This window comes from Bacillus sp. MUM 116, assembly GCF_001866655.1.
GTDB lineage: Bacteria > Bacillota > Bacilli > Bacillales > Cytobacillaceae > Neobacillus.
In genome coordinates, this window is the sequence record NZ_MLYR01000100.1 from 20956 (window position 1) to 47342 (window position 26387).

The 26387-nt window shown below is 40.3% G+C and carries 26 protein-coding genes, 1 riboswitch and 1 other annotated feature; of the genes, 22 read left to right on the top strand and 4 right to left on the bottom strand.

All coding sequences use genetic code 11. The features are described 5' to 3' along the window. Positions 1 to 96: 96 nt before the first annotated feature. Positions 97 to 232 (top strand) — a sequence feature (ribosomal protein L20 leader region). A gap of 134 nt (positions 233 to 366) precedes the next feature. From infC to BIV60_RS22465, 4 genes are read left to right on the top strand one after another with little or no spacing between them, the layout of a single operon-like run. After that, positions 367 to 885: a translation initiation factor IF-3 gene (infC, locus tag BIV60_RS22450; protein WP_177177377.1), complete on the top strand. Its 519-nt coding sequence runs from the start codon at positions 367 to 369 to the stop codon at positions 883 to 885. Positions 886 to 902: 17 nt separating this feature from the next. Continuing rightward, on the top strand, positions 903 to 1103 hold the full coding sequence (rpmI, locus tag BIV60_RS22455; protein WP_071357951.1) for a 50S ribosomal protein L35: 201 nt from the start codon (positions 903 to 905) through the stop codon (positions 1101 to 1103). 35 nt (positions 1104 to 1138) lie between these two features. Then, a complete protein-coding gene (gene rplT / locus BIV60_RS22460) occupies positions 1139 to 1498 on the top strand; it encodes a 50S ribosomal protein L20 (protein ID WP_071357952.1) in 360 nt (119 codons plus the stop codon). Between the two features lie 57 nt (positions 1499 to 1555). Further along, on the top strand, positions 1556 to 1831 hold the full coding sequence (locus BIV60_RS22465; RefSeq protein ID WP_256218509.1) for a DUF1294 domain-containing protein: 276 nt from the start codon (positions 1556 to 1558) through the stop codon (positions 1829 to 1831). Here BIV60_RS22465 and BIV60_RS22470 read toward each other — a convergent pair. Then, complete coding sequence (locus tag BIV60_RS22470; protein ID WP_071357954.1) at positions 1828 to 2202, bottom strand: sigma-w pathway protein ysdB; 375 nt, start codon at positions 2200 to 2202, stop codon at positions 1828 to 1830. The genes BIV60_RS22465 and BIV60_RS22470 overlap by 4 nt on opposite strands. A 104-nt stretch (positions 2203 to 2306) precedes the next feature. Here BIV60_RS22470 and BIV60_RS22475 point away from each other — a divergent pair, with 104 nt between their 5' ends. Together BIV60_RS22475 and BIV60_RS22480 are read left to right on the top strand one after the other, a co-directional pair. Then, positions 2307 to 2798 carry a dUTP diphosphatase gene (locus tag BIV60_RS22475; RefSeq protein WP_071357955.1) on the top strand — a complete coding sequence of 164 codons (492 nt, stop codon included), beginning with the start codon at positions 2307 to 2309 and terminating at the stop codon, positions 2796 to 2798. 117 nt (positions 2799 to 2915) lie between these two features. Then, entirely contained in the window at positions 2916 to 4001 is a 1086-nt protein-coding gene (locus tag BIV60_RS22480) for a M42 family metallopeptidase (protein ID WP_071357956.1), read from the top strand. Positions 4002 to 4094: 93 nt separating this feature from the next. On the opposite strand, the gene sspI is transcribed toward BIV60_RS22480, so the two are convergent. Continuing rightward, positions 4095 to 4304, bottom strand: a complete 210-nt coding sequence (gene sspI, locus BIV60_RS22485) for a small acid-soluble spore protein SspI (protein ID WP_071357957.1) — start codon at positions 4302 to 4304, stop codon at positions 4095 to 4097. A 105-nt stretch (positions 4305 to 4409) separates the two neighbouring features. On the opposite strand from sspI, the gene BIV60_RS22490 reads away from it, so the two are divergent. The 3 genes from BIV60_RS22490 (at position 4410) to pheT (ending at position 9044) form a co-directional block, all read left to right on the top strand. Then, the gene (locus BIV60_RS22490) at positions 4410 to 5165 is read left to right on the top strand and encodes a TrmH family RNA methyltransferase (protein WP_071357958.1); all 756 of its coding nucleotides are present in this window, start codon (positions 4410 to 4412) and stop codon (positions 5163 to 5165) included. A 393-nt stretch (positions 5166 to 5558) separates the two neighbouring features. Then, positions 5559 to 6596: a phenylalanine--tRNA ligase subunit alpha gene (pheS, locus tag BIV60_RS22495; protein ID WP_071357959.1), complete on the top strand. Its 1038-nt coding sequence runs from the start codon at positions 5559 to 5561 to the stop codon at positions 6594 to 6596. Positions 6597 to 6629: 33 nt separating this feature from the next. Further along, complete coding sequence (gene pheT / locus BIV60_RS22500; protein WP_071357960.1) at positions 6630 to 9044, top strand: phenylalanine--tRNA ligase subunit beta; 2415 nt, start codon at positions 6630 to 6632, stop codon at positions 9042 to 9044. Positions 9045 to 9068: 24 nt separating this feature from the next. Here the strand turns inward: pheT and rnhC are convergent, their stop codons facing one another. Continuing rightward, positions 9069 to 10025: a ribonuclease HIII gene (rnhC, locus tag BIV60_RS22505; protein ID WP_083402403.1), complete on the bottom strand. Its 957-nt coding sequence runs from the start codon at positions 10023 to 10025 to the stop codon at positions 9069 to 9071. Between the two features lie 145 nt (positions 10026 to 10170). Between rnhC and zapA the strand changes: the two genes are divergently transcribed. The 13 genes from zapA to BIV60_RS22570 all read left to right on the top strand — a co-directional run bounded on the left by zapA (position 10171) and on the right by BIV60_RS22570 (position 25487). Then, positions 10171 to 10431, top strand: a complete 261-nt coding sequence (gene zapA, locus BIV60_RS22510; protein WP_071357961.1) for a cell division protein ZapA — start codon at positions 10171 to 10173, stop codon at positions 10429 to 10431. Positions 10432 to 10438: 7 nt separating this feature from the next. Further along, entirely contained in the window at positions 10439 to 10993 is a 555-nt protein-coding gene (locus tag BIV60_RS22515) for a CvpA family protein (protein WP_071357962.1), read from the top strand. A gap of 57 nt (positions 10994 to 11050) precedes the next feature. Continuing rightward, positions 11051 to 12769, top strand: a complete 1719-nt coding sequence (gene polX, locus BIV60_RS22520; protein ID WP_071357963.1) for a DNA polymerase/3'-5' exonuclease PolX — start codon at positions 11051 to 11053, stop codon at positions 12767 to 12769. Positions 12770 to 12791: 22 nt separating this feature from the next. Continuing rightward, on the top strand, positions 12792 to 15149 hold the full coding sequence (locus BIV60_RS22525; protein ID WP_071357964.1) for an endonuclease MutS2: 2358 nt from the start codon (positions 12792 to 12794) through the stop codon (positions 15147 to 15149). A 73-nt stretch (positions 15150 to 15222) separates the two neighbouring features. Then, on the top strand, positions 15223 to 15630 hold the full coding sequence (locus BIV60_RS22530; RefSeq protein WP_071357965.1) for a DUF350 domain-containing protein: 408 nt from the start codon (positions 15223 to 15225) through the stop codon (positions 15628 to 15630). A 261-nt stretch (positions 15631 to 15891) separates the two neighbouring features. Continuing rightward, on the top strand, positions 15892 to 17592 hold the full coding sequence (locus tag BIV60_RS22535) for a long-chain-fatty-acid--CoA ligase (protein WP_071357966.1): 1701 nt from the start codon (positions 15892 to 15894) through the stop codon (positions 17590 to 17592). A 253-nt stretch (positions 17593 to 17845) separates the two neighbouring features. Beyond that, positions 17846 to 18430 carry a fatty acid metabolism transcriptional regulator FadR gene (locus tag BIV60_RS22540; RefSeq protein WP_071357967.1) on the top strand — a complete coding sequence of 195 codons (585 nt, stop codon included), beginning with the start codon at positions 17846 to 17848 and terminating at the stop codon, positions 18428 to 18430. 24 nt (positions 18431 to 18454) lie between these two features. Further along, on the top strand, positions 18455 to 19228 hold the full coding sequence (locus tag BIV60_RS22545) for an enoyl-CoA hydratase (RefSeq protein ID WP_071357968.1): 774 nt from the start codon (positions 18455 to 18457) through the stop codon (positions 19226 to 19228). Between the two features lie 110 nt (positions 19229 to 19338). After that, positions 19339 to 20112 (top strand): electron transfer flavoprotein subunit beta/FixA family protein, encoded by a 774-nt coding sequence (locus BIV60_RS22550; RefSeq protein ID WP_071357969.1) that lies wholly within the window; start codon positions 19339 to 19341, stop codon positions 20110 to 20112. A 90-nt stretch (positions 20113 to 20202) separates the two neighbouring features. Next, on the top strand, positions 20203 to 21180 hold the full coding sequence (locus BIV60_RS22555) for an electron transfer flavoprotein subunit alpha/FixB family protein (protein ID WP_071357970.1): 978 nt from the start codon (positions 20203 to 20205) through the stop codon (positions 21178 to 21180). Positions 21181 to 21345: 165 nt separating this feature from the next. After that, the gene (gene trxA, locus BIV60_RS22560) at positions 21346 to 21660 is read left to right on the top strand and encodes a thioredoxin (RefSeq protein ID WP_071357971.1); all 315 of its coding nucleotides are present in this window, start codon (positions 21346 to 21348) and stop codon (positions 21658 to 21660) included. Positions 21661 to 21965: 305 nt separating this feature from the next. Continuing rightward, complete coding sequence (uvrC, locus tag BIV60_RS22565) at positions 21966 to 23738, top strand: excinuclease ABC subunit UvrC (RefSeq protein WP_071357972.1); 1773 nt, start codon at positions 21966 to 21968, stop codon at positions 23736 to 23738. 64 nt (positions 23739 to 23802) lie between these two features. Further along, a riboswitch (Lysine riboswitch) is annotated at positions 23803 to 23985 on the top strand. 278 nt (positions 23986 to 24263) lie between these two features. Further along, positions 24264 to 25487, top strand: coding sequence for an aspartate kinase (locus tag BIV60_RS22570; protein WP_071357973.1), 1224 nt, complete (start codon positions 24264 to 24266; stop codon positions 25485 to 25487). A gap of 100 nt (positions 25488 to 25587) precedes the next feature. Here the strand turns inward: BIV60_RS22570 and BIV60_RS22575 are convergent, their stop codons facing one another. Beyond that, on the bottom strand, positions 25588 to 26040 hold the full coding sequence (locus BIV60_RS22575; protein WP_071357974.1) for a YslB family protein: 453 nt from the start codon (positions 26038 to 26040) through the stop codon (positions 25588 to 25590). Positions 26041 to 26387 lie beyond the last annotated feature (347 nt).

Below are 26387 nucleotides of genomic sequence, written 5' to 3' on the forward strand. Positions count from 1 at the left end.
TCTTGCTAAAATAAATTTCGTTGCATGAAAATAGTCTGTTTGACATTATGTCTTTCTTTATGATATAGTTATCAAGGTAAAAATTGAATACGATTTTAGGAAAAGAAGAAGCACCCGCTTCTCACCTGATTGACGCTGGTTAAAGCAGTTGGCAGGTTTTACGTGAACTTTTTTGTTTCATTACTTTTGTTTCGTAAAGTGTGGGTGATTTCATCCGCACTTTTTTGTTTGATTTAAAAAACAAAGCATTGCTTAAAAGTTTTTAGTAACTGCTGATACAGCCTGGTGTTAAAAGTAAAGAGGAGCTTTTTAAGATCCTTCTTGACCTGGATGAAAGTATTCGTGATTAAACCTTGGAGGTGGCTAATTATTAGCAAAGACATGTTGTTAAATGAGGGAATTCGCGCTCGTGAAGTTCGCTTAATTGACCAAAATGGCGAACAGTTAGGAATCAAATCCAAAAACGATGCGCTGGAGATTGCCGGACGAGTGAATCTTGATTTGGTGCTTGTAGCGCCGACCGCAAAGCCTCCGGTAGCCCGAATTATGGACTATGGCAAATTTAAATTCGAGCAGCAAAAGAAAGACAAAGAAGCTCGTAAAAATCAAAAAATCATTAACATTAAAGAAGTTCGTCTGAGCCCGACAATTGATGAGCATGATTTTAATACAAAGCTTCGTAATGCCATTAAGTTTTTGGAAAAAGGCGACAAGGTAAAAGCCTCAATCCGTTTCAAGGGCCGGGCAATTACCCATAAAGAAATCGGTCAGCGTGTGTTAGACCGTTTTTCCGAAGCGTGCAAGGAAGTTGCGACCATCGAGTCTCATCCTAAAATGGATGGCCGAAGCATGTTCCTAGTACTTGCACCAAAACTTGATAAGTAATAAGGAGGATATTCCAAATGCCAAAAATGAAAACTCACCGCGGCGCTGCAAAGCGTTTCAAAAAGACTGGTTCTGGTCAATTAAAGCGTGACCACGCTTATACAAGTCACTTATTTGCTAACAAATCTACAAAAGCAAAGCGTAAGCTTCGCAAAGCATCACTTGTTTCAAAAGGTGATTTCAAACGCATTCGTCAATTACTAACTTACGTTAAATAATCTCGTATTTTCGATTTATCTAGGAGGGAAACTACATGCCACGTGTAAAAGGCGGTACAGTTACGCGCAAGCGTCGTAAAAAGGTTCTTAAATTAGCAAAAGGTTATTTCGGTTCTAAACATACTTTATATAAAGTTGCAAACCAACAAGTAATGAAATCATTACAATATGCATTCCGCGATCGTCGTCAGAAAAAACGCGACTTCCGCAAACTTTGGATTACTCGTATCAACGCAGCAGCTCGTATGAACGGTCTTTCTTACAGTCGTTTAATGCATGGATTAAAGCTTGCTGGAATCGATGTAAACCGCAAAATGCTTGCTGAATTAGCAGTAAGTGATGCAAACGCATTTACTGAATTAGCAAACGCTGCAAAACAACAATATAACAAGTAATTATATAAAAGCCATTCTCTTTCGAGGATGGCTTTTTCTCATAAGGGGGAACCGCAAGTGGAGGGGAGAACACTATTATTAGTGGTCTATTTAATTTTGAATATCGCGGGTTTAATCATTATGTGGGAGGATAAACAACGGGCCATTCATCACAAATACAGGATTAAAGAAAAAACTTTATGGCTTGTGGCGCTGTTTGGCGGTGCGGTTGGGGCAACGATGGGGATGCAGCTTTATCGTCATAAAACAAAGCATCTCCAGTTTAAGATTGGTTTTCCGCTGCTTGCGATTGTTGAAGTGATTCTGATATTCTATTTTTTAATAAAATATTAAGAGTCCTGCAGGTATTTCTGAATGGGAACTTTCCACCGAATCTCAGCATTTGGATATTTTTCAAAGATCTTTTTTTCGATAAAATCAAAGTCTTTTTTCATCAATTCCTGTTTAAGGATCGGTGCCTGTTGTGGCCAGATCGTAATGGAAATAGCGGTATCTTCACTGCTCTTATATTTTTCACCGGTAAAAATAGCTCCCTTATAGGTGAGTAGAAAGTTTTTTCTTACCTCATTATGATCGATCAGGAGAAAACGTTTTTGTTTTCGTGCAGCTTCAAGCTTTCGGGATTGGGTAAAAAATCTTTTTCCCATGATATAAATAAAGAAAACAATGAAAAACATTAAAATGATGCGTAGAAACCAAACCATGGGTGATGCCTCCCGTAGTGTGTTTCCTTTCAATACGCGCAAGTGGCAAAAAAGTTTCATTCATTTTTGAGTTTGATATAATTCTTTGAGGGAGTGATCAAAAGATGCAGTTAGAAAAATTGTTTACAATGCAAAAAGCATTAGATACTCATATTCAGGAAAAGCATGGGTTAACGGGGGCTGACTTGGTAAATAGAAAGGTTCTTGCCTTACTAGTGGAAATAGGTGAATTGGCAAATGAAACCCGTTGTTTTAAATTCTGGAGCGTGAAACCCTCTTCCGCAAAAGAAGTGATTTTAGAGGAATTCGTTGATGGGGTTCACTTTATTTTATCGCTTGGGATTGAATGTGGTTTTGATGAACGCAAAATGGAGCTAAAGCCGTCCGATGTGTCTGTCAATGTAACAGAGCAATTTCTAGCGATTTATGAATTGGTTAATAATTTTCAAAAAAATAGAGGTTTTAAAGAGTATCAAGCTTTATGGGAAGGCTATTTGCAATTGGCCTCATTTCTGGGATTATCTTCTGAAGAAATCGAACAGGCATATTTTGCAAAAAACGAAGTAAATTATCAAAGACAAGAAAATAACTACTAAATGAAAAATTTGTTAATTTTTCATTGAATTTTGTATAATGAAGGTTAGTACATATGAGGATGTCTTGGAGTCTATGGTGGACCATTCTCTATTATCCAATAAAAAGGGGGCAGCAAAATGGCGAAACTAGATGAAACATTAATGATGTTAAAAGATTTAACGGATGCCAAAGGGATTCCCGGAAATGAGCGCGAAGTTCGCGACGTCATGAAAAAATACATAGCACCATATGCTGACGAAGTTACAACCGATGGACTTGGCAGTTTGATTGCCAAAAAAGTAGGAAAAGAAGGCGGACCAAAAATCATGGTAGCCGGGCATCTTGATGAAGTGGGCTTTATGATTACCAAAATTGATGATAAGGGGTTCCTTCGCTTCCAAACTGTTGGCGGATGGTGGGGGCAGGTCATGCTCGCACAACGCGTGACGATAGTAACGAAAAAAGGCGAGGTTACTGGTGTCATTGGCTCAAAACCACCGCATATTTTATCTCCTGAAGCGCGTAAAAAGCCAGTTGAAATTAAAGATATGTTTATTGATATCGGCGCTTCCAGCCGTGAAGAGGCTATGGAATGGGGCGTTCGCCCTGGAGATATGGTTGTTCCATATTTTGAGTTTACTGTGATGAACAATGAAAAAATGCTGCTGGCTAAGGCTTGGGACAACCGAATCGGCTGCGCGATTGCAATTGATGTTCTGAAGCAATTGCAGGGTGTAGATCATCCAAATGTGGTTTATGGTGTTGGTACGATTCAAGAAGAGGTTGGCTTACGCGGTGCGCGGACATCTGCTGCAAAAATTGAGCCGGATATCGGTTTTGGTGTCGACGTTGGGATTGCCGGTGATACTCCAGGAATTTCCGAACAGGAAGCAATGAGCAAAATGGGGAAAGGTCCGCAAATTATTTTATATGATGCTTCACTTGTTTCACATAAGGGATTGCGTGATTTTGTAACAGATATTGCGGATGAATTAAATATTCCGTATCAGTTTGATGCGATTCCAGGCGGGGGAACGGATGCCGGTTCGATTCATTTAACACATAAAGGTGTTCCGACTTTGGCGATCACTATCGCTACGCGTTATATTCACTCTCACGCTGCCATGTTGCATCGTGATGATTTTGAAAATGCGGTTAAATTAATTGTCGAGGTCATTAAGCGATTAGATCGCGAAACCGTTGATAAAATTACGTTTGAATAAAGATGAGTTTCCCCCGGGGTTTTGCGTCGGGGGATTTTATTTACCTCTAAAACAAAAACTGCCGATCCCAAAATCGGCAGCTTACCACATCCATTAGTGTTGTAATCCATTTTCGAGTGTAGATAGCATCTCTTTTTTCTCATCCTCGGAGGAATTTTTCCAAATCACTTCAAATAATACCCCAAGACCAGGAAGCATCTTTTCCTCGCCATTTTGAATGGCATCAACAATTGTATCTTCTAATTCTGCCTGGGAGTTACCCGAAACATTGTGGATTATCGCATTTCTCAAATTTAGATTCATCCTGCACACTCCTTTTTAGCCTTCATTTCTTTAATATCATTTCTAATTTTGATTTAATTATGTATAATGAGGAAATTAAAAAGCATGTAAAAAGGAGATTTACTGTTGAAACACATTCAATCTGTCCAAAACCCGCAGGTGAAACAATGGAAAAAACTGCAAACCAAAAAAGAACGGGATAAAACAGGATTATTTATCGTAGAAGGATTCCACTTAGTGGAGGAAGCATTAAAACAAAAAGACCAGGTTTTAGAAATCATTATTTCAGACCAGACGGAATTGCCGCCGCGCTGGGATACCGGAGAATTGTCCATCACACAAGTACCCGAAGAAATTTCGAATACTTTATCCGATACAGAAGCACCGCAGGGAATCTATGCCGTTTGCCGTCAAGAAAGCACTGAAGCATCCCTTAGCAATGCTAAAACATTTCTGTTCATCGATGCCGTTCAGGATCCGGGAAATTTAGGAACGATGATCCGAACTGCCGATGCTGCGGGAATCGAAGCCGTCATCGTCGGACGGGGCAGTGTCGATATTTTTAACGCAAAGGTCCTCCGCTCCGCACAAGGCAGCCATTTTCATCTCCCGATAATAAGAGGGGACCTGAATGACTGGATTAAGAATCTTAAGGAAAAAAACATCCCGGTATATGGAACAGCACTTGAAAATGCTTCCGTATATAAGGAGACACAGCCTTCTGAAACATTTGCCCTTATAGTCGGAAATGAGGGAGCTGGTGTCAGCAAGGAAATCCTAACCAATACAACCGCTAATCTCTATATCCCGATTTACGGCAAGAGTGAATCCTTGAATGTTGCCGTTGCAACGGGCATCCTCCTTTACTATTTGAAAAAATAGGCTTGATTAGGGTTTGAAACCGAAAGAAAATTATTATATAATAATGAACAATATTGATATTCTAAAAAACCAAGACGGAGAAAAGTACCTTGTACAGAACCTTTTAGGGAGAAAGTGCCGTGACTGAAAGCACTTTTACGCGTTCATACAAGAGAAGTTCACCTCCCGAGTTGGCATCGGGACCATTTTCTCTTGAAAATGTAAAGATGCATCGGCTTGAAGCCGTTATCCCAATGAAGCGAACGCTAAATGTTTTATACATACAGTGTTTACAAGGGTGGTACCGCGAACTGTAACCTCGTCCCTTTTTGGGGATGGGGTTTTTTATTTGTTGAATTCGACGAGTGCCTGTCGCCACCCGAAATTTGTCGAAATTAAAAGGAGGAAATTCTGATGCAAGAACGTTTAAAGGAGTTGCAGGAGGAAGCGATCGGGAAGATCGAGCAGTCTTCCGATTTAAAGGAATTGAATGATATTCGTGTTGCGTATTTAGGGAAGAAGGGGCCGATTACGGAGGTGCTCCGTGGGATGGGCAAGCTTTCTGCGGAAGAGCGTCCCATTATGGGGGCTTTAGCCAACGAAGTACGTGAGGCAATTTCGGTCAAGCTTGAAGCAAAGCAAAAGGATTTAGAAGAAGCTGCAGTATTTGAGAAATTGGCTTCTGAAACGATTGATGTCACGCTTCCAGGCCGTCCGGTTAAAGTGGGCAACCACCATCCGTTAACAAGAATTATTGAAGAAATTGAAGACTTATTTATTGGCATGGGTTATCAGGTTGCAGAAGGTCCGGAGGTTGAGCAGGATTACTATAACTTTGAAGCGCTAAACCTGCCAAAAGGACACCCGGCACGCGACATGCAGGACTCTTTTTATATCACAGAAGAAATTTTGCTTCGTACCCATACATCACCTGTGCAGGCACGGACAATGGAAAAGAACGAAGGCAAAGGGCCGATTAAAATTATTTGTCCAGGAAAAGTGTACCGCCGCGATAACGACGATGCGACACACTCCCATCAATTTATGCAGATTGAAGGTCTTGTCGTCGGTGAAAACATCCGCATGAGCGACCTTAAAGGTACATTGGAAGTTTTTGCGAAAAAAATGTTCGGGGAAGACCGGGAAATCCGTCTCCGCCCAAGCTTTTTCCCATTCACAGAGCCATCTGTTGAAATGGATATTTCTTGTAAAATTTGCGGCGGACAGGGCTGTAATGTTTGTAAGAAAACAGGCTGGATTGAAATTCTTGGTGCCGGAATGGTTCATCCCAACGTATTGGAAATGGCTGGATATGATTCGAAAAAATACACCGGTTTCGCGTTTGGAATGGGTCCTGAACGGATTGCCATGTTGAAATACGGAATTGATGATATCCGTCATTTCTACACAAATGACGTTCGTTTCTTAAAGCAATTTTCAAAGCATGAGTAACCAGTAAAGTAATCAATAAGGAGGAGTGACGACATGTTCGTTTCATATAAATGGCTCCAGGATTATGTGGATTTATCCGGAGTAACGGCAGAAGAATTAGCTGAAAAAATTACCAAGAGCGGGATTGAAGTTGAGGGCGTTGAGGTTCTTAACGAAGGAATTAAGGGTGTAGTAGTTGGATATGTAAAGGAACGTGAGCAACACCCAAATGCCGATAAATTAAGCAAGTGTCTTGTGGATATCGGTGAAGGGGAATATGTACAAATTATTTGCGGCGCACCAAATGTGGCCCAAGGACAAAAGGTTGCGGTTGCCAAGGTTGGCGCCGTGCTTCCAGGCAATTTTAAAATTAAAAGAGCAAAGCTTCGCGGAGAAGAATCAAATGGGATGATTTGTTCATTAACCGAGCTTGGCATGGAAGGAAAAATTGTTCCAAAAGAATATTCTGAGGGAATCTTTGTTTTTCCTGCTGATGCAGAAGTTGGTGCTGATGCACTTTCATTATTAAACAGGGATGATCAAGTTCTTGAACTTGGCTTGACACCAAACCGTGCTGACTGCTTAAGCATGTTGGGTGTTGCTTACGAGGTGGCAGCAATTCTCGGTCGCGATGTAAAACTTCCTGAAACAGCTCTTCAATCAACAAGTGAAAAAGCATCGGATTATGTAAAAGTGGTTGTTGAAGCGCAAGAAGATAATCCATTATACGTTGCTAAAATGATTAAAAATGTAAAAATCGGCCCATCTCCATTATGGATGCAAACTCGCTTAATGAATGCGGGAATTCGTCCGCACAATAATGTGGTCGATATTACAAACTATATTTTATTAGAATACGGCCAGCCGCTTCATGCGTTTGACTATGACCGCCTTGGTTCAAAAGAAATTCTTATCCGCCGTGCGAAAGATGGCGAAAAAATTGTGACACTTGACGATGCAGAACGGACATTAACATCCGACCATCTTGTTATTACAAATGGTACCGAACCGGTTGCCATTGCAGGTGTAATGGGCGGAGCCAACTCTGAAGTAATTTCTGATACAACAACTGTACTATTGGAAGCAGCTTATTTCAGCGGAGCCGTTGTAAGAAAAGCTTCAAAAGATCATGGATTACGAAGTGAAGCAAGTGCCCGTTTTGAAAAAGGGGTGGACCCTAATCGTGTTCGTACCGCTGGAGATCGTGCCGCTTACCTAATGGCGAAATACGCCTGTGGTGAAGTGTTAGAAGGAACAGCAGAAGTCGATACCCTTAAAGTTGAGCCTGCTGTAGTCTCGATTACTCTTGAAAAAATTAATCGTGTACTTGGAACGGATTTAAATGCTTCTGAAGTAAAAGATATTTTTGAACGTCTGCAATTCGGCGTAACCATTGAAAATGAATTAGTTACGGTTACGGCTCCGACTCGCCGTGGTGATATAAAAATTGAAGAGGACTTAATTGAGGAAGTGGCCCGTCTATATGGCTATGACAATATTCCGAAAACATTGCCAGTCGGTTCTTCCACACCTGGGAAGCTATCTGATTATCAGAAAAAGCGCCGCGTTGTCCGTCAATATTTAGAGGGGGCCGGTCTTTACCAAGCGGTTACGTATTCCTTAACAAGTGAAGAAAAATCGGCACAATTCGCTCTTTCGCAAACTGATACCATCCGTCTGGCAATGCCGATGAGTGAAGAGCGCAGCATCCTCCGCCTAAGCATTATGCCACAGTTATTGGAGGTATTAAAATACAATAGTGCCCGCCAAAATGACAGTTTGGGAGTGTACGAAACAGGTGCAGTGTTCTTATCGAACGGTGCCGATGTACTTCCAACAGAGGAAGAACATGCAGCGGCGGCAATCACTGGCTTATGGCATAGCCACTCATGGCAGGGAGAGAAAAAGCCGGTTGATTTCTTTGTTTTAAAAGGAATTCTGGAAGGATTGTTTGCAAAACTAGGACTGCTTGATCAAGCAGAATTTGTTCAAGCAAAGGTAGATAGCATGCATCCGGGCCGTACAGCAGAAGTACAATTGAATGGCAAAATGGTCGGCTTTATTGGGCAAGTACATCCAAGTGTTCAAAAAGAGCTTGATTTAAAAGATACTTATGTGTTTGAGCTCTCATTGAAGGGTATTCTTGGAGAGGAAACTGCTGCACTTCAATATGAAGCGATTCCAAGATTCCCGTCAATTACAAGAGATATTGCACTTGTAGCGAATAAAGAAACGGTATCAAGCACATTAAAGGAAATTATTTTAACAACTGGGGCACCGTTAATTAAAGAAGCAAATGTGTTCGATTTATATGAAGGGGAGCATATGGAAGCAGGTAAAAAATCGATTGCCTTCTCGTTAAAATATGCAGATCCGGAACGGACATTAACAGATGAAGAAGTTACAAAGGTTCATAATAAAGTACTTGATGCATTAAAAGAAAAAGCAGGAGCTGTGTTACGGGGCTAAAGAAAAGAGGGACTGAAGATTATTTCAGCCCCTCTTTTTCTTTACAAGATTCATCGCTTTTTCGGTGTTGGCAAAATGCAGTTTCACATATCCAGGTAAAACATCCTGTCCTTTTTTCAAAATTAGCTTGGCTGCTGCTTCGTCGACTTGTGATCCGGCCCCTTTAGGAATCGTAAAACCGGCCGCAGCACTAAGCTTATCCATATATTGAACAAAAGCATAGCGCGCAAGGATAGAAGCAGCGGCAACGGCTAGATGAATCCCTTCTGCTTTTGTACTAAAATAAACATTCTCACTGGCAATCGCTTTCTGCCCTTTAAGATGTTGATAATACGTGCTTTCCTGCACAAATTGGTCAATTAAAATCGCCTCAGGTTTATCGGGAGAAATTTTTTCTAACAAATGTAGAATAGCCTGATTATGAAGGAGTGCCTTCATCTTTCCTTGCGACGTTCCCGATTGTTGCAGCTTGTTATACTTATCGTTTTTCAACGTTAACAGGCTAAATGGAATAACATCTTTAATCACTTTGGCAATTTTAATAATTTTTTCATCATTTAAATCCTTTGAATCCCGGACGCCCAATTCTTTTAATAACGGAATATCCTCTTTTTTTACATAAGCAGCAACAACGGTAATGGGGCCGAAAAAGTCTCCCGTACCCACTTCATCCGAACCGATGGCCGACATCAGACCAATTCCCGCCGGCAACTTGCCCTTAGGGGAACTAGATTTTGTCGGAACGGTTTTTTTAACAGGAGCAGATTCCTTTGGAGAAGCTTCTCCCCATTTGCCAGCTTCCTTTTCACAATCATTACCTTGAAAAAGGACTTTGCCGGATTTATAAGCAGTAATCATACAAGATGGAGTTTTGGCAGCGAATAAACTTCCTGGAGGGGTTTTATCGATTAAATAGGTACTGTAGTAGTCTTTCATTTTTGTTATTTCATTTAAATCGCGTTTTAAAACAATATTCCCCAAAATGAGCACCACATTTCTACATTTTTATAATTCATTTGATGAAGTTCCTAAGGTTTTTCCACATATGTAAATGGTTTAACTTTTCCACGTATACCCGTTCATGATATGATATAGTGTAGGATTCTTTTGAATGGGGGCATTTACGTTGTCAAACTCACAAAAATCAAGGACAACCGTTGATATTTACGGACAGCAGTATGTCATTGTCGGAGCTGAAAGTTCCAGCCATATCAGGCTTGTAGCTTCATTAGTCGACGATAAAATGCGGGAAATCAGTTCTAAGAATCCATCGCTCGATGTAAGTAAACTTGCCGTTTTAACAGCGGTAAATGCCGTCAATGATTATATTAAAATTAAAGATCAATTCGAGCACAGGAAAGCTGAATTAATAAAGGAAAAGGACTGAAAAGTCGATGCTGGATTTAGCCATTATTATATTATTAATTATCGGATTTTTTACAGGCCTAAAAAGGGGGTTTATTCTCCAGCTTGTACATTTAACAGGTTTTATTATTGCATATATTGTTGCAAATTTATACTATGATGATTTGGCTTCCAAGCTAACACTGTGGATTCCTTACCCTAAATTAGGGAAGGACACGACATTAAAACTATTAACAGATAGCGGTAATATGGAAGCAGCTTTTTATCGCGCAATTGCTTTCGTTATTATCTTTTTTGCTGTAAAAGTGCTGTGTCAAATCATTGGTTCCATGCTTGATTTTATTGCCCATTTGCCGATTCTTAGATTTCTGAATGTTTGGGCAGGGGGATTCCTTGGGTTTGCTGAAGTCTATTTACTTATTTTTATTTTATTATATATTGCTGCGCTGATTCCATTGGAAGTTTTGCAGGGTCCATTAGATCATTCGGTTTTAGCCGGGATGATTGTAAAGCATACTCCAATCCTTTCGCAGCAAATAAAGAGTCTATGGATTGAATATTCAACTGCTTTAACTTCTCTGTAGCAGAGAAGTTTTTCTTTGTAAAAGAGGCTATGCTAATCTAAAAGGTGGGTGGAATGGATGGAAGTAAATAAAAAAGAAGTCATTCGATTATTAGAGATGATTGCAGTTTATATGGAACTAAAAGGAGAAAATCCGTTTAAGGTCTCCGCATTTCGAAAAGCAGCCAATGCATTGGAAGTGGACGAACGCAGTTTAACAGAAATTGATGATTTTACGGCGATTTCCGGAATTGGAAAAGGAACAGCTGCTGTAATTGATGAATACATAAAAGCGGGGACAACCACAGTGCTTGATGAGTTAAAAGAGGAAGTTCCTGCAGGGTTAATCCCTTTATTGCAAATTCCTGGACTAGGGGGCAAGAAAATTTCCAAGCTCTATAAGGAACTTGGAATTGAAGATGTGAATGATTTAGAAGAAGCCTGTAAATCCGGAAAAGTACAGGGACTTGCCGGATTTGGCAAGAAAACGGAAGAGAAAATTTTAGCTGCCATAGCAAACTTGGGAAATCGGCCGGAGAGACTGCCGCTCGCCTATATGCTTCCTATCGCCGAGCAAATCGAAGCGATTTTGGCAGAAACGAAGGATATCGAACGGTTTTCCCGTGCAGGAAGCATTCGCAGAATGAGAGAGACCATAAAAGACTTGGATTTTATTATTGCAACGAACCATCCTGAAAGCGTAAAGGACTCCTTGCTGAACCTGCCAAAAATTAAAGAAGTGATAGGTGCAGGAGACACAAAGGTTTCCGTTGTTTTTGGACTGGATTATGATGTTTCCGCTGATTTCCGTCTTGTAAAACCGGAGGAATTTATTACAACCTTACATCACTTTACCGGCTCAAAGGATCATAATGTCCGCATGCGCCAGCTGGCCAAGGAACGCGGCGAGAAAATCAGTGAGTATGGTGTTGAAAATCTCGAAACAGGTGAAGTCCTTACTTTTTCCTCCGAGGAAGAATTTTTCAAACATTTTGATTTGCCATTTATTCCGCCGGAAATTCGCGAGGATGGCAAAGAGGTTGAAGAATTCTTGGGTTATGACGAGTTAATCGAGCTGAAGGATATAAAAGGCGACCTCCATATGCACACAACATGGAGTGACGGAGCCCATACGATCGAAGAAATGGTCGAAGCCTGCCGGGCGAGAGGATATAAATATTTGGCAATTACCGACCATTCCCAGTATCTCAAGGTGGCAAACGGTCTTACAAGTGAGCGTCTCCTTAGACAAAAGGAAGAAATTAAAAAATTAAATGAAAAATATGATGATATTCTCATTTTATCTGGAGTAGAAATGGACATTCTCCCGGATGGTACATTAGACTATGAAGATGATATACTCGCTGAAATGGATTTTGTAATTGCCTCGATTCATTCCGCTTTTTCCCAGCCACGGGAGAAAATAATGGAGAGGCTTAATACGGCTCTCACCAATGCACATGTTGATTTAATTGCCCATCCAACCGGCCGGAAAATTGGCCGCAGGAAGGGATACGATGTAGATTTGGATATGCTTATTGAGCTAGCCAAAGAAACCAACACGGCCTTGGAATTAAATGCAAACCCGAATCGGCTCGATTTATCTGCAGAATATTTAAGAAAAGCGCAGGATGCGGGCGTGAAAATACTTATTAATACAGATGCGCATCGAATGGATACATTAGCACATATGGAAATTGGCGTCTCTGCAGCTAAAAAAGGCTGGATTAAAAAATCCTCTGTATTAAACGCACTAGAGACAAATGATTTACTGGAATTTTTGCATAATCGATCATAAGAATAAGGAGGTTCAGAGCTCCATGCAAGAAAGAACCTTAAAGGTATTAGAATTCAATAAAGTGAAGGAACAGCTGATTGAGCATGCTGCTTCCTCGCTTGGTATAGAGAAAGTAAAAAAATTAGTGCCCTCAACAGACTTTTCCGAGGTGGTCAAACTACAAGCAGAAACAGATGAAGCTACGGCTGTTCTTCGATTAAAAGGGAATGTGCCGCTATCCGGGATCCATGATATTCGGGCACACATTAAGCGGTCGGTTATTGGCGGTGTCTTAAGCCCTCACGAGTTGGTTCAAACCGCAAGTACCATCTTTACAAGCCGGCAAATGAAACGGTTTATTGAGGAAATTGCGGATGAAAAATTAGATCTCCATATTTTGGAAGACCTTGCTCAACAAATTACTCCGTTGACCAATCTTGAGCATGCGATTAAACATGCGATTGATGAAAGCGGGGAAGTGTTAGATGGTGCCAGCGAACTATTGCGTTCATTGCGTTCCCAGCTCCGAGCAAATGAAGCGAGGATTCGCGAAAAATTAGAAAGCATGATCCGTTCCTCAAGTGCACAAAAAATGCTGTCAGATGCAATTGTGACCATACGTAATGACCGGTACGTTATACCCGTAAAGCAAGAATACCGAGGTCATTACGGCGGAATCATCCATGACCAAAGCTCATCAGGACAGACATTGTTTATTGAACCGCAGGCAATTGTTCAGTTGAACAATCAGCTTCAGGATATTCGGGTAAAAGAACAGCTTGAAATTGAACGGATTTTAACCGAATTATCGGCTAATGTGGCCGAGCATGAGGCAGAATTAAAAGTAATGATTGAAGTTCTCGGTAAATTTGATTTTATTTTTGCAAAAGCAAGATACGGCCGGCAAATTAAAGCGTCGATGCCGATTATGAATCATGAAGGAAGAATACGATTATTTAAGGCAAGGCATCCGTTAATTCCAATCGATGAAGTAGTCGCCAACGATATTGTTCTAGGAACAGACTATTCGACGATTGTAATTACCGGTCCAAATACCGGAGGGAAAACGGTGACATTAAAAACACTTGGATTATGCTCCCTAATGGCGCAGGCAGGGTTGCAGGTGCCGGCATTGGATGGCTCGGAGCTTACAGTTTTTAATGCGGTTTTTGCCGATATTGGCGATGAACAGTCAATTGAACAAAGCTTAAGTACGTTTTCCTCCCATATGGTTAATATTGTCGATATCTTAAATAAAGTGGATTATAAAAGTCTCGTCTTATTTGACGAGCTTGGCGCCGGTACAGATCCCCAGGAAGGGGCGGCACTTGCCATCTCGATTTTAGACGAAGTACACAAAAGAGGAGCACGGGTTATCGCCACAACCCATTACCCGGAATTAAAGGCCTATGGCTATAACCGGGAAGGGGTCTTAAATGCAAGTGTGGAATTTGACGTCGAAACGCTCAGCCCAACGTATAAGCTTTTATTAGGAGTGCCGGGCAGAAGCAACGCATTTGAGATTTCCAAGCGTTTAGGGTTAAATGAGCGGGTCATTGAGGCAGCACGCTCATATGTTAGTGAAGATACGAATCAAATTGATAAAATGATTGCTTCTTTAGAGGAAAGCAAGCGTCAGGCAGAAAAGGAACATGAAGAAGCACACGATTACCTGAAACAGGCAGAAAAGCTTCATAAAGACCTGCAAAAACAAATGATTGAGTTCTATGAGAATAAAGATGCCCTGCTTGAAAAGGCGGCTGAAAAGGCAAATGATATTGTCGATGATGCTAAAGGCGAAGCCGAAAAAATTATACGTGACCTTCGTAAAATGCGCACGGAAAAACATGCCGAGATTAAAGAACATGAGCTGATTGAGGCGAAAAAGCGTCTTGAAGAAGCGGCACCTGAAATTAAGAAGTCATCCAAACTTACCAGCCAAAAATCGAAAAAGCACACATTGAAGCCAGGAGATGAAGTGAAGGTTCTAACCTTTGGTCAGATGGGCAGCTTAATTGAAAAATCTTCTTCAGGTGAATGGCAGGTTCAAATTGGCATTCTCAAAATGAAGGTGAAAGAGAAAGACTTGGAATATGTAGGCACCCCAAAACAAGTAGAAACGAAGCCAATGGCGATCGTACGCGGAAGGGATTTTCAAGTAAAACTTGAACTCGATCTTCGTGGGGAAAGATATGAGGATGCATTGTTGAAGGTGGAAAAATATATAGATGATGCATTACTATCAGGGTATCCCCGTGTTTCGATTATCCATGGAAAGGGTACAGGTGTTTTAAGGCAAGGGGTTCAAGAATATTTACGAAATCACCGCTCTGTTAAGAACATTCGATTTGGAGAAGCCGGTGAGGGCGGATCGGGTGTAACCGTGGTTGAATTTAAATAAAATTTAACCACGGTTGGAATTCAAGTAGGATTCAACATTGGTTGAATTTAAATCATGTTCGGGGAGAATCGTAATGAACCAGTTTTGGGAGAACGAATATATTCAAATTGCAGCCAATTATAGTGTGGTTATTTTATGTATGATTGTCTTTTTAGCGATTTTTGAAGCGGTAACGAAATATCGAAATTGGGAAGAAATTAAAAAAGGGAATATGTCGGTGGCAATGGCAACAGGTGGAAAAATATTTGGTATCGCCAATATTTTCCGGTACTCCATTGAGCAGAATGAGTCGCTGGTTATGATGATCGGCTCGGGAGTTTTTGGATTTGTGCTTCTTCTGGCCGGTTATTTTATTTATGAATTTTTAACACCGAAATTCAAAATTGATGAAGAGATTCAGTGTGATAATCGTGCTGTTGGTTTTATTTCGATGGTCATTTCCATTGGACTGTCTTATGTAATTGGAGCAGGAATATCGTAAGGGGAGAACGGATGTGGAAACATTAGCAAAGTTATTGATGGTCTTGAGCGGCCTGTTTTTGCTGATTGGATTAGTGTATATGGTATTTTTTTAATCATCTCGAAAAAATCATCGCTGGAATTTGTCGGGCGATGATTTTCTTTTATTTGAAAACACTCCATATTAGCTCAAAACCTCTTTTCATTGTCTAAGCAAATTGACTATATTATAATATAAGTAGTTTGAATTTTTTAATAATTTTTTCAAAAAGGAGGGGGTTCAATGTCAGACCTTAAACCATGGTTGAAAAACTATCCTGAAGAAATTTCCGCTACATTGGAGTATCCTTTAGAACCTGTTCAACAGTATTTAATTCAAGCGGCGGAAAATTATCCAGACAAAATTGCCATTCAATTTATGGGGAAGGAAATAACCTATAAAAAACTTTATGAAGAGTCGCTTGTGTTTGCCTGCTATCTTCAGGACCTCGGCATTTCAAAAGATGACCGGGTAGCCATTATGCTTCCGAATACACCACAGTCAGTGATTGCTTATTATGCCACTCTTATGGCGGGCGGTATCGTAGTTCAGACCAATCCGTTGTATACGGAACGTGAACTAGAGTATCAAATGAAGGATTCAGGGGCTGTTGCAATCATTACCCTCGATATCCTCTACCCTAGAGTATCCAATGTCCAATCACGTACCGATATAAAACACATCATTGTAACCGCTATTAAAGATCACCTGCCATTCCCAAAAAATTTAGTTTATCCGTATATCCAGAAAAAACAATATGGCATTGTCGTCAATGTAAAACATGAGGGGAACACCCATTTGTTTAAAGAGATTGTAAAAGGTCAGCCAAGGCAGCTAAAAGAATTCGATTTCAATTTTGAGGAAGATTTAGCACTGCTGCAATATACTGGAGGAACGACCGGTTTCCCAAAAGGGGTTATGCTAACACATAAAAATTTGGTTTCAAATGCTTCGATGTGTCAGGCATGGCTTTATAAATGCAAGCCAGCTGAAGAGTCAGTCCTTGGGATCCTGCCATTTTTCCATGTGTATGGGATGACAACTGTATTAATTTTCGCGGTTATGCAGGCACAAAAAATGATATTATTACCGAAGTTTGACGTCTTAACCACACTAAAAACAATCGATAAACAGCGCCCGACCCTTTTTCCAGGTGCACCAACCATCTATATTGGCTTATTAAATCATCCTGACTTGAAAAAATATAATCTTTCCTCCATTAAGGCTTGTATCAGCGGTTCTGCCCCGCTGCCTGTTGAAGTCCAGCAGAAGTTTGAAGAAGTAACAGGAGGGAAATTGGTTGAAGGTTATGGTTTAACAGAATCCTCACCTGTCACCCATTCGAATTTTCTTTGGGATCGTCCAAGAGTAAAGGGAAGTATCGGGGTTCCGTACCCTGACACGGATGCAGTCATCTTGTCCATGGAAGGTGAAAAATTGCCTGTTGGGGAAATCGGTGAAATTGCAGTTAAAGGCCCGCAAGTAATGAAAGGATATTGGAATCGACCTGAGGACACAGCACAAACATTAAAGGACGGATGGCTGTTGACGGGGGATCTTGGCTATATGGACGATCAAGGATATTTCTATGTGGTTGATCGAAAAAAGGACATGATTATTGCAGGCGGATACAATATTTATCCTAGAGAGATAGAAGAGGTTTTATATGAACACCCGGATGTTCAAGAGGCTGTAGCTGCAGGAATACCTGATCCATATCGCGGAGAAACGGTAAAGGCTTATGTTGTCCTGAAAGAAGGTTCAACCGTCACAGAGGATGAATTAAATCAGTTTGCGAGAAAATATCTTGCAGCGTATAAAGCACCAAGAATATATGAGTTTAGAAAAGAGCTTCCAAAAACTGCGGTTGGAAAAATCTTAAGAAGATCATTAGTGGAAGAAGAAAAGAAAAAACTGGAGGAAGAACGACCTAAACATGCATGAACATGAAAAGGCCGTGAAATTCGGGTCTTTTATTTTTTGAAAGATTTGGCTTGTCTATTTTTTATATACAAAGTTTTCGGAAAAATTGGTATAGTAATCTTGACAGAAGTTTCAATAAAAATTATTATTAAATTATGAATGATGGTTCATTCATTTTTGAGAAGGTAAGGAAGAAAATTGTTGACTTTGAGAATTGTCCAGCGCCTCCGCTTTTCTTAATGAATGAACCTTTTCTTCAAAGGGGGGACATCTGATGAAAAAAAATAAACCAAAATACATGCAGATTATTGATGCAGCAGTGATTGCCATCGCGGAAAATGGTTACCACCAAGCGCAGGTTTCGAAAATTGCCAAGCAGGCGGGAGTGGCTGACGGTACCATTTATCTTTATTTTAAGAACAAAGAAGACATCCTAATCTCACTCTTTGAAGAAAAAATGGGAAACTTTGTTGAAAAAATAGAAGAAATGATAGCAGGAAAATACTCAGCGGCAGAGAAATTATTAATATTGATAAAATCTCATTTTAAAATGCTCTCGGAAGATCATCACTTGGCAATTGTTACCCAGCTTGAATTAAGACAATCCAATAAAGAATTACGTTTGAAAATAAATGAGGTTCTGAAAGGATATTTGAAGCTGATTGAAAGAATCGTATTGGAAGGCAAGGAAACAGGGGAATTTTCAAATGACCTAGATGTACGACTTGCCAAGCAAATGATTTTTGGCACAATTGATGAAACCGTGACATCATGGGTAATGAATGAGGAAAAGTTTGATTTATACGCACTTGCACCCTCGGTCCATCATCTTTTAATTAATGGATTCGGGAGTCGTTAGTGTCAATCGAATGGGGGGAGAAAATTGGAATTTTTAAAATGGGGGCATGAAGACCAAATCGCAACCATCACAATTAATCGTCCGCCGGCAAATGCTCTTTCATCGGGTGTACTTAGGGAACTATCCACAGTGCTCGATGAAATTGAAACAAACCGCGAAGTAAAAGTAGTCGTAATCCATGGTGAGGGCCGGTTTTTCTCGGCGGGTGCAGACATTAAGGAGTTCACGACTGTTTCGTCTGCAGAGGATTTTTCCCAGCTCGGAAAATATGGTCAGGATACATTCGAGCGGATGGAAAAGTTTCCAAAGCCGATTATTGCTGCAATTCACGGGGCTGCTCTAGGTGGAGGCTTGGAACTGGCAATGGCCTGTCATATCAGGCTTGTAAGTGAAACGGCTAAGCTTGGCCTACCTGAGCTTCAGCTTGGATTAATTCCTGGATTTGCCGGGTCACAGCGTCTGCCAAAATATGTGGGTGTTGCCCGTGCCGCAGAAATGTTATTTACTTCCGAACCGATTACCGGCGTGCAGGCAGTTCAATATGGAATAGCCAACCATGCTTATCCGGAAAATGAAGTGTTAGAAAATGCCTATACACTAGCTCGAAAAATTTCTAAGAAAAGCCCAGGCTCTTTACAGTCGGCCATTCAATTGTTAAATTATGCTAAAACGGAAGCGTTCTACGAAGGTGTGAAAAAAGAAGCCGAGCTGTTTGGAAAAGTATTTATGTCCAAAGATGGCCAAGAAGGAATTCAAGCCTTTATTGAAAAGAGAGAACCGAATTTTAAAGGGGAATAAACTTCAGAAGTGGGGATGAACCCTGCAACGAAGTTTTTATAAAATTTTTTTGAAAAGAGTTTTCTTAATCTTTTAAACTGAGCGAATGCTCGAAATTTAGGAGGGAAACCATGAACATTTTTGTGTTAATGAAAAGAACCTTTGATACTGAAGAAAAGATTACAATTTCCGGCGGCAAAATCAATGAAGACGGCGCGGAATTCATTATTAACCCTTATGATGAATATGCGATTGAAGAAGCAATTCAAGTACGCGATGCAAATGGCGGTGAAGTTACAGTCATTTCTGTTGGAAATGAAGAAACAGAAAAGCAATTACGCACTGCGTTGGCAATGGGTGCCGACAAAGCGGTTTTAATTAACATTGAAGATGATGTTGAAAATGGCGACCAATTTACCACTGCAAAAATTCTTGCTGAATATTTAAAGGATAAAGAAGCAGATCTAATCCTTGGCGGGAATGTAGCCATTGATGGCGGCTCCGGACAAGTAGGCCCTCGTGTTGCCGAACTATTAAATATTCCTTATGTCACAACCATTACAAAGCTTGAAATTGACGGAAGCAATGTAACCGTTACCCGCGATGTTGAAGGCGATTCTGAGATTATTGAAACAAGCCTTCCGTTACTTGTAACAGCACAACAAGGTCTAAATGAACCTCGTTACCCATCCTTACCAGGGATTATGAAAGCGAAAAAGAAACCCCTTGAAGAACTTGAACTGGATGATCTTGATCTTGAAGAAGATGACGTAGAAGCAAAAACCAAAACAATCGAAATTTATTTACCGCCTAAAAAAGAAGCTGGAAAAGTATTGAGCGGCGAGCTTGCTGACCAAGTAATAGAACTTGTTCAACTTCTTCATACGGAAGCAAAAGTAGTTTAATCGGGGTTGAAATAGTCAATTGGCTTTGAATTAAGGCAAAGAAAAAGACAGGATTGAACGATTAGCCAAAATGGTGCAGGAGGTAATAGAATGTCTAGAAAAGTATTGGTATTAGGAGAAGTCCGTGACGGATCATTACGTAATGTTTCATTCGAAGCAGTTGCTGCTGCAAAAACAGTAGCTGAAGGCGGAGAAGTAGTTGGGGTTTTAGTTGGCGAAGCTGTAAGCGCTTTAGGTTCAGAACTGATTCAATTTGGTGCGGATCGTGTCGTTGTGGTTGAAGATGAGAAACTAAAACAATATACATCTGATGGTTATTCTCAAGTGCTTTTAGCAGTAATTGAGCAAGAGAAGCCGGAAGGTCTAGTATTAGGCCATACTGCACTTGGAAAAGATTTATCGCCCAAAATTGCCGGTAAACTGGGTTCAGGTCTCATTTCTGATGCCACTGAGGTAGAAGCTGCAGGAGGCAACATAGTCTTTACAAGACCAATCTATTCAGGTAAAGCCTTCGAAAAGAAAATTGTAACAGACGGCTTAATTTTTGCATCTGTTCGTCCTAACAATATTGCTCCATTAGAAAAAGATGATAGCAGAACTGGTGAAGTTTCCAGCCTTTCCGTAGAGATTAAAGACCTTCGTGCAATAATTAAAGAAGTAGTTCGCAAAGCAAGCGAAGGTGTTGACTTAAGTGAAGCGAAAGTGGTTATCTCGGGCGGCCGCGGTGTAAAAAGTGCGGATGGATTTAAGCCGCTAAAAGAATTGGCACAAGTTCTTGGCGGAGCAGTTGGAGCTTCCCGTGGTGCCTGTGATGCAGACTACTGCGATTACTCATTACAAATCGGGCAGACTGGTAAGGTTGTAACGCCTGATCTCTATATTGCCTGTGGAATTTCCGGCGCGATTCAGCACCTTGCCGGAATGTCTAACTCTAAAGTAATTGTTGCCATCAACAAAGATCCGGAAGCAAATATCTTTAAAGTAGCTGACTACGGAATTGTCGGCGATCTATTTGAAGTCGTGCCGATGTTAACGGAAGAGTTTAAAAAACTTAAAGTACACTCATAATAATAAGAGCGAGCGGGATGTTCCGCCCGCTCTTATTAACGGATTCGCATAGAATACTTAAAGGAATTATGGGAAAATTATCTTCGAGACATATTATTAGCTTGATTTACCAAACGATGGTATACTTTCGGTAGGATTTCAGTAAATTATAGGAGGTCAATATAAATGGCTATTTCACATGTATCAGATCAAAATTTTTCTGCTGAAACAAGTTCAGGTCTTGTTCTTGCGGATTTCTGGGCACCATGGTGCGGCCCTTGTAAAATGATTGCTCCAGTTCTTGATGAACTTGATTCAGAAATGGGCGATAAAGTAAAAATCGTTAAACTTGATGTTGACGAAAACCAAGAAACTGCTGCTAAATACGGCGTAATGAGCATTCCAACATTGCTTGTTTTCAAAAATGGTGAAGTGGTTGATAAAGTTGTCGGCTTCCAACCAAAAGATGCATTAGCAAGCGTTTTAGAAAAACACGTTTAAGATTGGTCCACGAAACCTTAGCTGGAACTTATTCCGGCTAAGGTTTTTTATTTTACCAAAGTCTATTTTCGCATAGATTGTTGTTTTTGGTATTATTTCATCAACCCGTATAGCTAGAGGTTTCGTGGCATCTTTTCGTAAGGACATTTGCGAAAATTGCCTAGAAACTTAGTAATTGACCCTTATAAAGTTCCAAAAGCAACAAAGTTTACGAAAAGAGCCTTTCCAAAAAAACATCACTTTCCTTTGTCACAAGTTTATTTTAAAATTTTATACAGATAAAAAGAATGGAGTGGGGTGGCCGGATGAATGAAATAATAAAACAAAAATTAACATTATTGCCTGATCAGCCTGGCTGCTACTTAATGAAGGACCGCCAGGGGACGATTATTTATGTAGGGAAAGCAAAGGTCTTAAAAAATCGGGTCCGCTCTTATTTTACTGGCTCTCACGATGGCAAGACATTGAGACTGGTAAATGAAATTGAGGATTTCGAATACATTGTAACCTCCTCAAACATAGAAGCTTTGCTGCTTGAATTAAACCTAATTAAAAAATACGACCCAAAATATAATGTGATGCTCAAGGATGATAAAACCTATCCATTTATTAAGCTGACGGCTGAGCGGCATCCAAAATTAATTATCACAAGAAAAGTTAAAAAAGATAAAGGTAAATACTTCGGTCCTTATCCCAATGTAGGGGCGGCAAATGAAACAAAAAAGCTGCTTGACCGGCTTTATCCACTGAGAAAATGTGCTACTCTGCCAGACCGGGTTTGCCTATATTACCATTTAGGGCAATGCCTTGCACCATGTGTCAATGAAGTGGCGGAAGAACAATACAAACAAATGACCGACGAAATTACCCGCTTTTTAAATGGCGGTTATAAAGAAATCAAGAAAGAACTAACCGAAAAAATGACCGCAGCAGCTGAAGAATTAGATTTTGAACGGGCGAAAGAATACCGAGATAAAATTATTCACATCGAGACCATTATGGAGAAGCAAAAAATCACGATGACGGATTTCACTGATCGTGATGTGTTCGGATATGCGGTCGATAAGGGCTGGATGTGTGTCCAAGTCTTTTTTGTCCGTCAGGGAAAACTCATTGAGCGGGATGTATCGATGTTCCCGATTTACAATGAACCGGAGGAAGAAATCCTCACCTATCTTGGGCAGTTTTATCAAAAAAGCAATCATTTTAAGCCAAAAGAAATTCTCATTCAAGATGAAATTGATTTGGAAATGGCCGAACAGCTGCTTGAAGTTAAGGTGATAAAGCCGCAGCGGGGACAGAAAAAGGATCTAGTCAAAATGGCGATTAAAAATGCAAAGCTTGCTTTGAATGAGAAATTTTCATTAATTGAAAAAGACGAAGAGCGAACGATTAAGGCTGTGGAGACCTTAGGCAACCTACTAGGGATTTACACACCGCATCGGATTGAATCATTTGACAATTCCAATATTCAAGGGACGGATCCGGTTTCTGCCATGGTTGTGTTTATTGATGGAAAGGCAAACAAACGGGAGTACCGCAAATATAAAATTAAATCCGTTCAGGGTCCCGATGACTATGAGTCCATGCGTGAGGTTACGAGAAGAAGATATTCCAGAGCTTTAAAAGAAGAACTTCCGCTTCCCGATTTAATTATTATTGACGGAGGGAAAGGGCATGTGGAAGCAGTCAGAGATGTACTAGAAAATGAGCTTGGACTCGATATTCCGCTTTCAGGCCTTGTGAAGGATGAAAAACATCGGACGTCTCAATTATTGTACGGTAATCCGCTTGAGATCGTTCCGCTTGCACGGAACAGCCAGGAGTTTTATTTGCTCCAAAGAATTCAAGACGAGGTTCACCGGTTCGCGATTACGTTTCATCGCCAGATTCGTGGAAAAACTGCTTTTCAATCGCTGCTGGATGATATCCCGGGCATTGGAGAGAAACGAAAAAAACTGTTATTAAAGCAATTTGGCTCCGTGAAAAAAATGAAAGAAGCCAGCCTTGAGGAATTAACTGCTGCAGGCCTGCCGGTAAATGTTGCCGAGGAATTAATGAAAAAACTCCAAAGCTAACGTTGTCAGAAAAAAAGTACTATGCTATAATTAGTGAAAATTTAATAACACTTTATCCACATAAAGTGTAGGTAGAGGTGCGAGCTTCAAAAGTAGTGGTTCTGAGAAGGATGAGCTTCGAAGAAGAATCATGAAAGGGGATGTTCGCCGAAGTGAAGAAAGTCTCATTCTTTCTTTTGCTGGTCCTGTGTTGAATAAATACCGGATTGTCAAGACTAATAGTACGTCTTGGAGAGCTATCTTACATTGTAAACGCAAGAATGCTATTATGTGTTCCCAAAGCAATGAGATACTCTTCTCATTGCTTTTTTTATTTTACAAAAGGCTGTTTTCGCATAGATTGTTGTTTTTCGTATAGATGTTAAAACACGTATTCAGTTAGTCATCGTGGCATCTTTTCGTCCACTTTTCAATAAGTAAATATGCTGAACCTTGTTATGCTTCTGAATTTCGTTATGAATAGCAACAAAGTTTACGAAAAGAGCCTTACAAAACTACATAGCCTTACAGGAAGAAGGGGAAATAATGGGTTTAATTGTTCAGAAATTTGGGGGAACGTCCGTTGGCAGTGTTGAGCGAATTATGTATGTTGCGGAACGTGTAAAAGAAGAAACTATTTTAGGAAACCAAGTGGTGGTTGTTGTTTCGGCAATGGGAAAATCAACAGACCAGCTGCTGAATTTAGCAAAAGAGATTACTCCTCATCCAAGCAAACGGGAGATGGATATGCTGTTAACTACTGGGGAACAGGTCACGATCGCCTTATTGTCCATGGCATTAAATCAAAAGGGACTTGATGCCGTTTCGTTTACAGGCTGGCAGGCTGGAATTGTTACCGAACCTGTTCATGGAAATGCCCGCATTACTGATGTTAGAACCGAGGCAATTGAAAGCCGATTGTCTAATGGAAAAGTTGTTATCGTTGCTGGATTTCAAGGAATCACCGAAAGTGGAGAAATTACAACTCTTGGCCGCGGCGGCTCCGATACTACGGCAGTGGCACTAGCGGCTGCATTAAAAGCTGATCGCTGTGATATTTACACAGATGTTTCCGGAGTATTCACGACAGACCCAAGATATATTAAAGGCGCACGCCAGTTGAAATCAATCTCTTATGATGAAATGCTTGAACTTGCTAATTTAGGTGCCGGTGTGCTTCATCCAAGGGCAGTTGAGTTTGCGAAAAACTATCAGGTACGGCTTGAAGTCCGTTCAAGTATGGAAAAAGTGAAGGGAACAATAATTGAGGAGGAAGCAACAATGGAACAAAATTTAGTAGTCCGCGGTGTCGCATTTGAGGATGAAATTACAAAAGTTACGGTATTAGGGCTGGCCAATTCATTAACAAGTCTTTCAACTATTTTTACAACACTTGCACAGCACCATATCAATGTGGATATTATTATTCAAAGTACGACAGAAGCAGGTGCCGCTAATCTTTCTTTCTCCATCAAGACAGATGATTTGATGGAAACGTTAAAAGTTCTTGAGGACCATAAAGAATTGCTAAACTACGAGCAAATTGATGCTGAAAACCAATTATCTAAAGTGTCAATTGTCGGTTCAGGGATGATTTCCAATCCGGGGGTAGCGGCAAGAATGTTTGAAGTCCTTGCATCCAATGATATCCAAGTAAAAATGGTCAGCACATCAGAAATCAAGGTATCAGCAGTTGTCGAAGAAGAGAATATGCATAAAGCAGTCCAAGCCCTCCACGACGCATTCGAACTAGCCGCTCTAACAGAATAACACTGTCTGCTCCAGATGGACAAAACAACCATTTTGTCCACAAACGGTGACAGGCACCATGTGAATTCTTCCATGGTGCCTGTCTTATTTTTGTTATTTTTTAGTCGATAGTGTCTTTTTTGTCCCATTTTACGGTGAAGAGAACTTTGTTGGATTTTTTTGCAGGGTGTTCAAAGGTTTCGGCAATGCCCTTTTTCTGAAACTCGATTTGCTGAGCAAGAAAGCCGGCCTCGAGTTGGTAGAAGTGTTCTGCCTTTGATTTGACGCGGGAAACAATCATTGGACTAATGAGTTCAAATTCCAGTTCATCCTTGTCTTCATTTTTGATTGTTAAATGTCCCCATGAGGCTCTGCTGAAAAATTCAATTATTTCATCGAAATTATTTAAAGGATACATTCTTGCTAACCGTTTTCCTGCCCAGTATAAAATTTCCGGGGTATCCTTTCCTAAAATCTCGGGCAAGAGAATTTCCCTGATTAACTCATAACCAAATATGGATACCGTTCTCGTTTCCTCTGCTTGAGTATTTAAATTAAGTGCAGTATTATCCATCAAATGTCTCCCCTCTTTCTATTATTCTATTATATACAAAATGAGTTTTATTTCATTAATCTTTTCATGAGTATAAAGAAGGAAATCCAAATATAAAGGGGTTTGCTATTCTACAATAGTAAATATGTTATCTCTCATAAATATATTACCTTTTTGCTTTAATTTCTATCCTTAATATCATGATAAATAAAGTGTTGTTTTGATGGAAACGCTTCCAAAATCAACCTCTAAAAATGTAAGCGCTTAGCACTCTCTTTTACTATTAAATTCAATAAAAAAATGTATTTTTAGAAAATAATTCTGTATACGGTTTCTTGACGCTATTTGTCGACAGTAGTAAAATGGAC

What these genes read in the sequence shown, in the direction of transcription:
- rplT (WP_071357952.1), top strand. Translation starts at nt 1,139, where the DNA reads ATGCCACGTGTAAAAGGCGGTACAGTTACGCGCAAGCGTCGTAAAAAG.
- pheT (WP_071357960.1), top strand. Translation starts at nt 6,630, where the DNA reads ATGTTCGTTTCATATAAATGGCTCCAGGATTATGTGGATTTATCCGGA.
- BIV60_RS22575 (WP_071357974.1), bottom strand. Translation starts at nt 26,040, where the DNA reads ATGGATAATACTGCACTTAATTTAAATACTCAAGCAGAGGAAACGAGA.
- BIV60_RS22480 (WP_071357956.1), top strand. Translation starts at nt 2,916, where the DNA reads ATGGCGAAACTAGATGAAACATTAATGATGTTAAAAGATTTAACGGAT.
- uvrC (WP_071357972.1), top strand. Translation starts at nt 21,966, where the DNA reads ATGAATGAAATAATAAAACAAAAATTAACATTATTGCCTGATCAGCCT.
- BIV60_RS22550 (WP_071357969.1), top strand. Translation starts at nt 19,339, where the DNA reads ATGAACATTTTTGTGTTAATGAAAAGAACCTTTGATACTGAAGAAAAG.
- sspI (WP_071357957.1), bottom strand. Translation starts at nt 4,304, where the DNA reads ATGAATCTAAATTTGAGAAATGCGATAATCCACAATGTTTCGGGTAAC.
- BIV60_RS22530 (WP_071357965.1), top strand. Translation starts at nt 15,223, where the DNA reads ATGAACCAGTTTTGGGAGAACGAATATATTCAAATTGCAGCCAATTAT.
- pheS (WP_071357959.1), top strand. Translation starts at nt 5,559, where the DNA reads ATGCAAGAACGTTTAAAGGAGTTGCAGGAGGAAGCGATCGGGAAGATC.
- polX (WP_071357963.1), top strand. Translation starts at nt 11,051, where the DNA reads ATGGAAGTAAATAAAAAAGAAGTCATTCGATTATTAGAGATGATTGCA.
- BIV60_RS22535 (WP_071357966.1), top strand. Translation starts at nt 15,892, where the DNA reads ATGTCAGACCTTAAACCATGGTTGAAAAACTATCCTGAAGAAATTTCC.
- BIV60_RS22475 (WP_071357955.1), top strand. Translation starts at nt 2,307, where the DNA reads ATGCAGTTAGAAAAATTGTTTACAATGCAAAAAGCATTAGATACTCAT.
- BIV60_RS22515 (WP_071357962.1), top strand. Translation starts at nt 10,439, where the DNA reads ATGCTGGATTTAGCCATTATTATATTATTAATTATCGGATTTTTTACA.
- BIV60_RS22470 (WP_071357954.1), bottom strand. Translation starts at nt 2,202, where the DNA reads ATGGTTTGGTTTCTACGCATCATTTTAATGTTTTTCATTGTTTTCTTT.
- trxA (WP_071357971.1), top strand. Translation starts at nt 21,346, where the DNA reads ATGGCTATTTCACATGTATCAGATCAAAATTTTTCTGCTGAAACAAGT.
- rpmI (WP_071357951.1), top strand. Translation starts at nt 903, where the DNA reads ATGCCAAAAATGAAAACTCACCGCGGCGCTGCAAAGCGTTTCAAAAAG.
- BIV60_RS22540 (WP_071357967.1), top strand. Translation starts at nt 17,846, where the DNA reads ATGAAAAAAAATAAACCAAAATACATGCAGATTATTGATGCAGCAGTG.
- BIV60_RS22555 (WP_071357970.1), top strand. Translation starts at nt 20,203, where the DNA reads ATGTCTAGAAAAGTATTGGTATTAGGAGAAGTCCGTGACGGATCATTA.
- BIV60_RS22525 (WP_071357964.1), top strand. Translation starts at nt 12,792, where the DNA reads ATGCAAGAAAGAACCTTAAAGGTATTAGAATTCAATAAAGTGAAGGAA.
- BIV60_RS22570 (WP_071357973.1), top strand. Translation starts at nt 24,264, where the DNA reads ATGGGTTTAATTGTTCAGAAATTTGGGGGAACGTCCGTTGGCAGTGTT.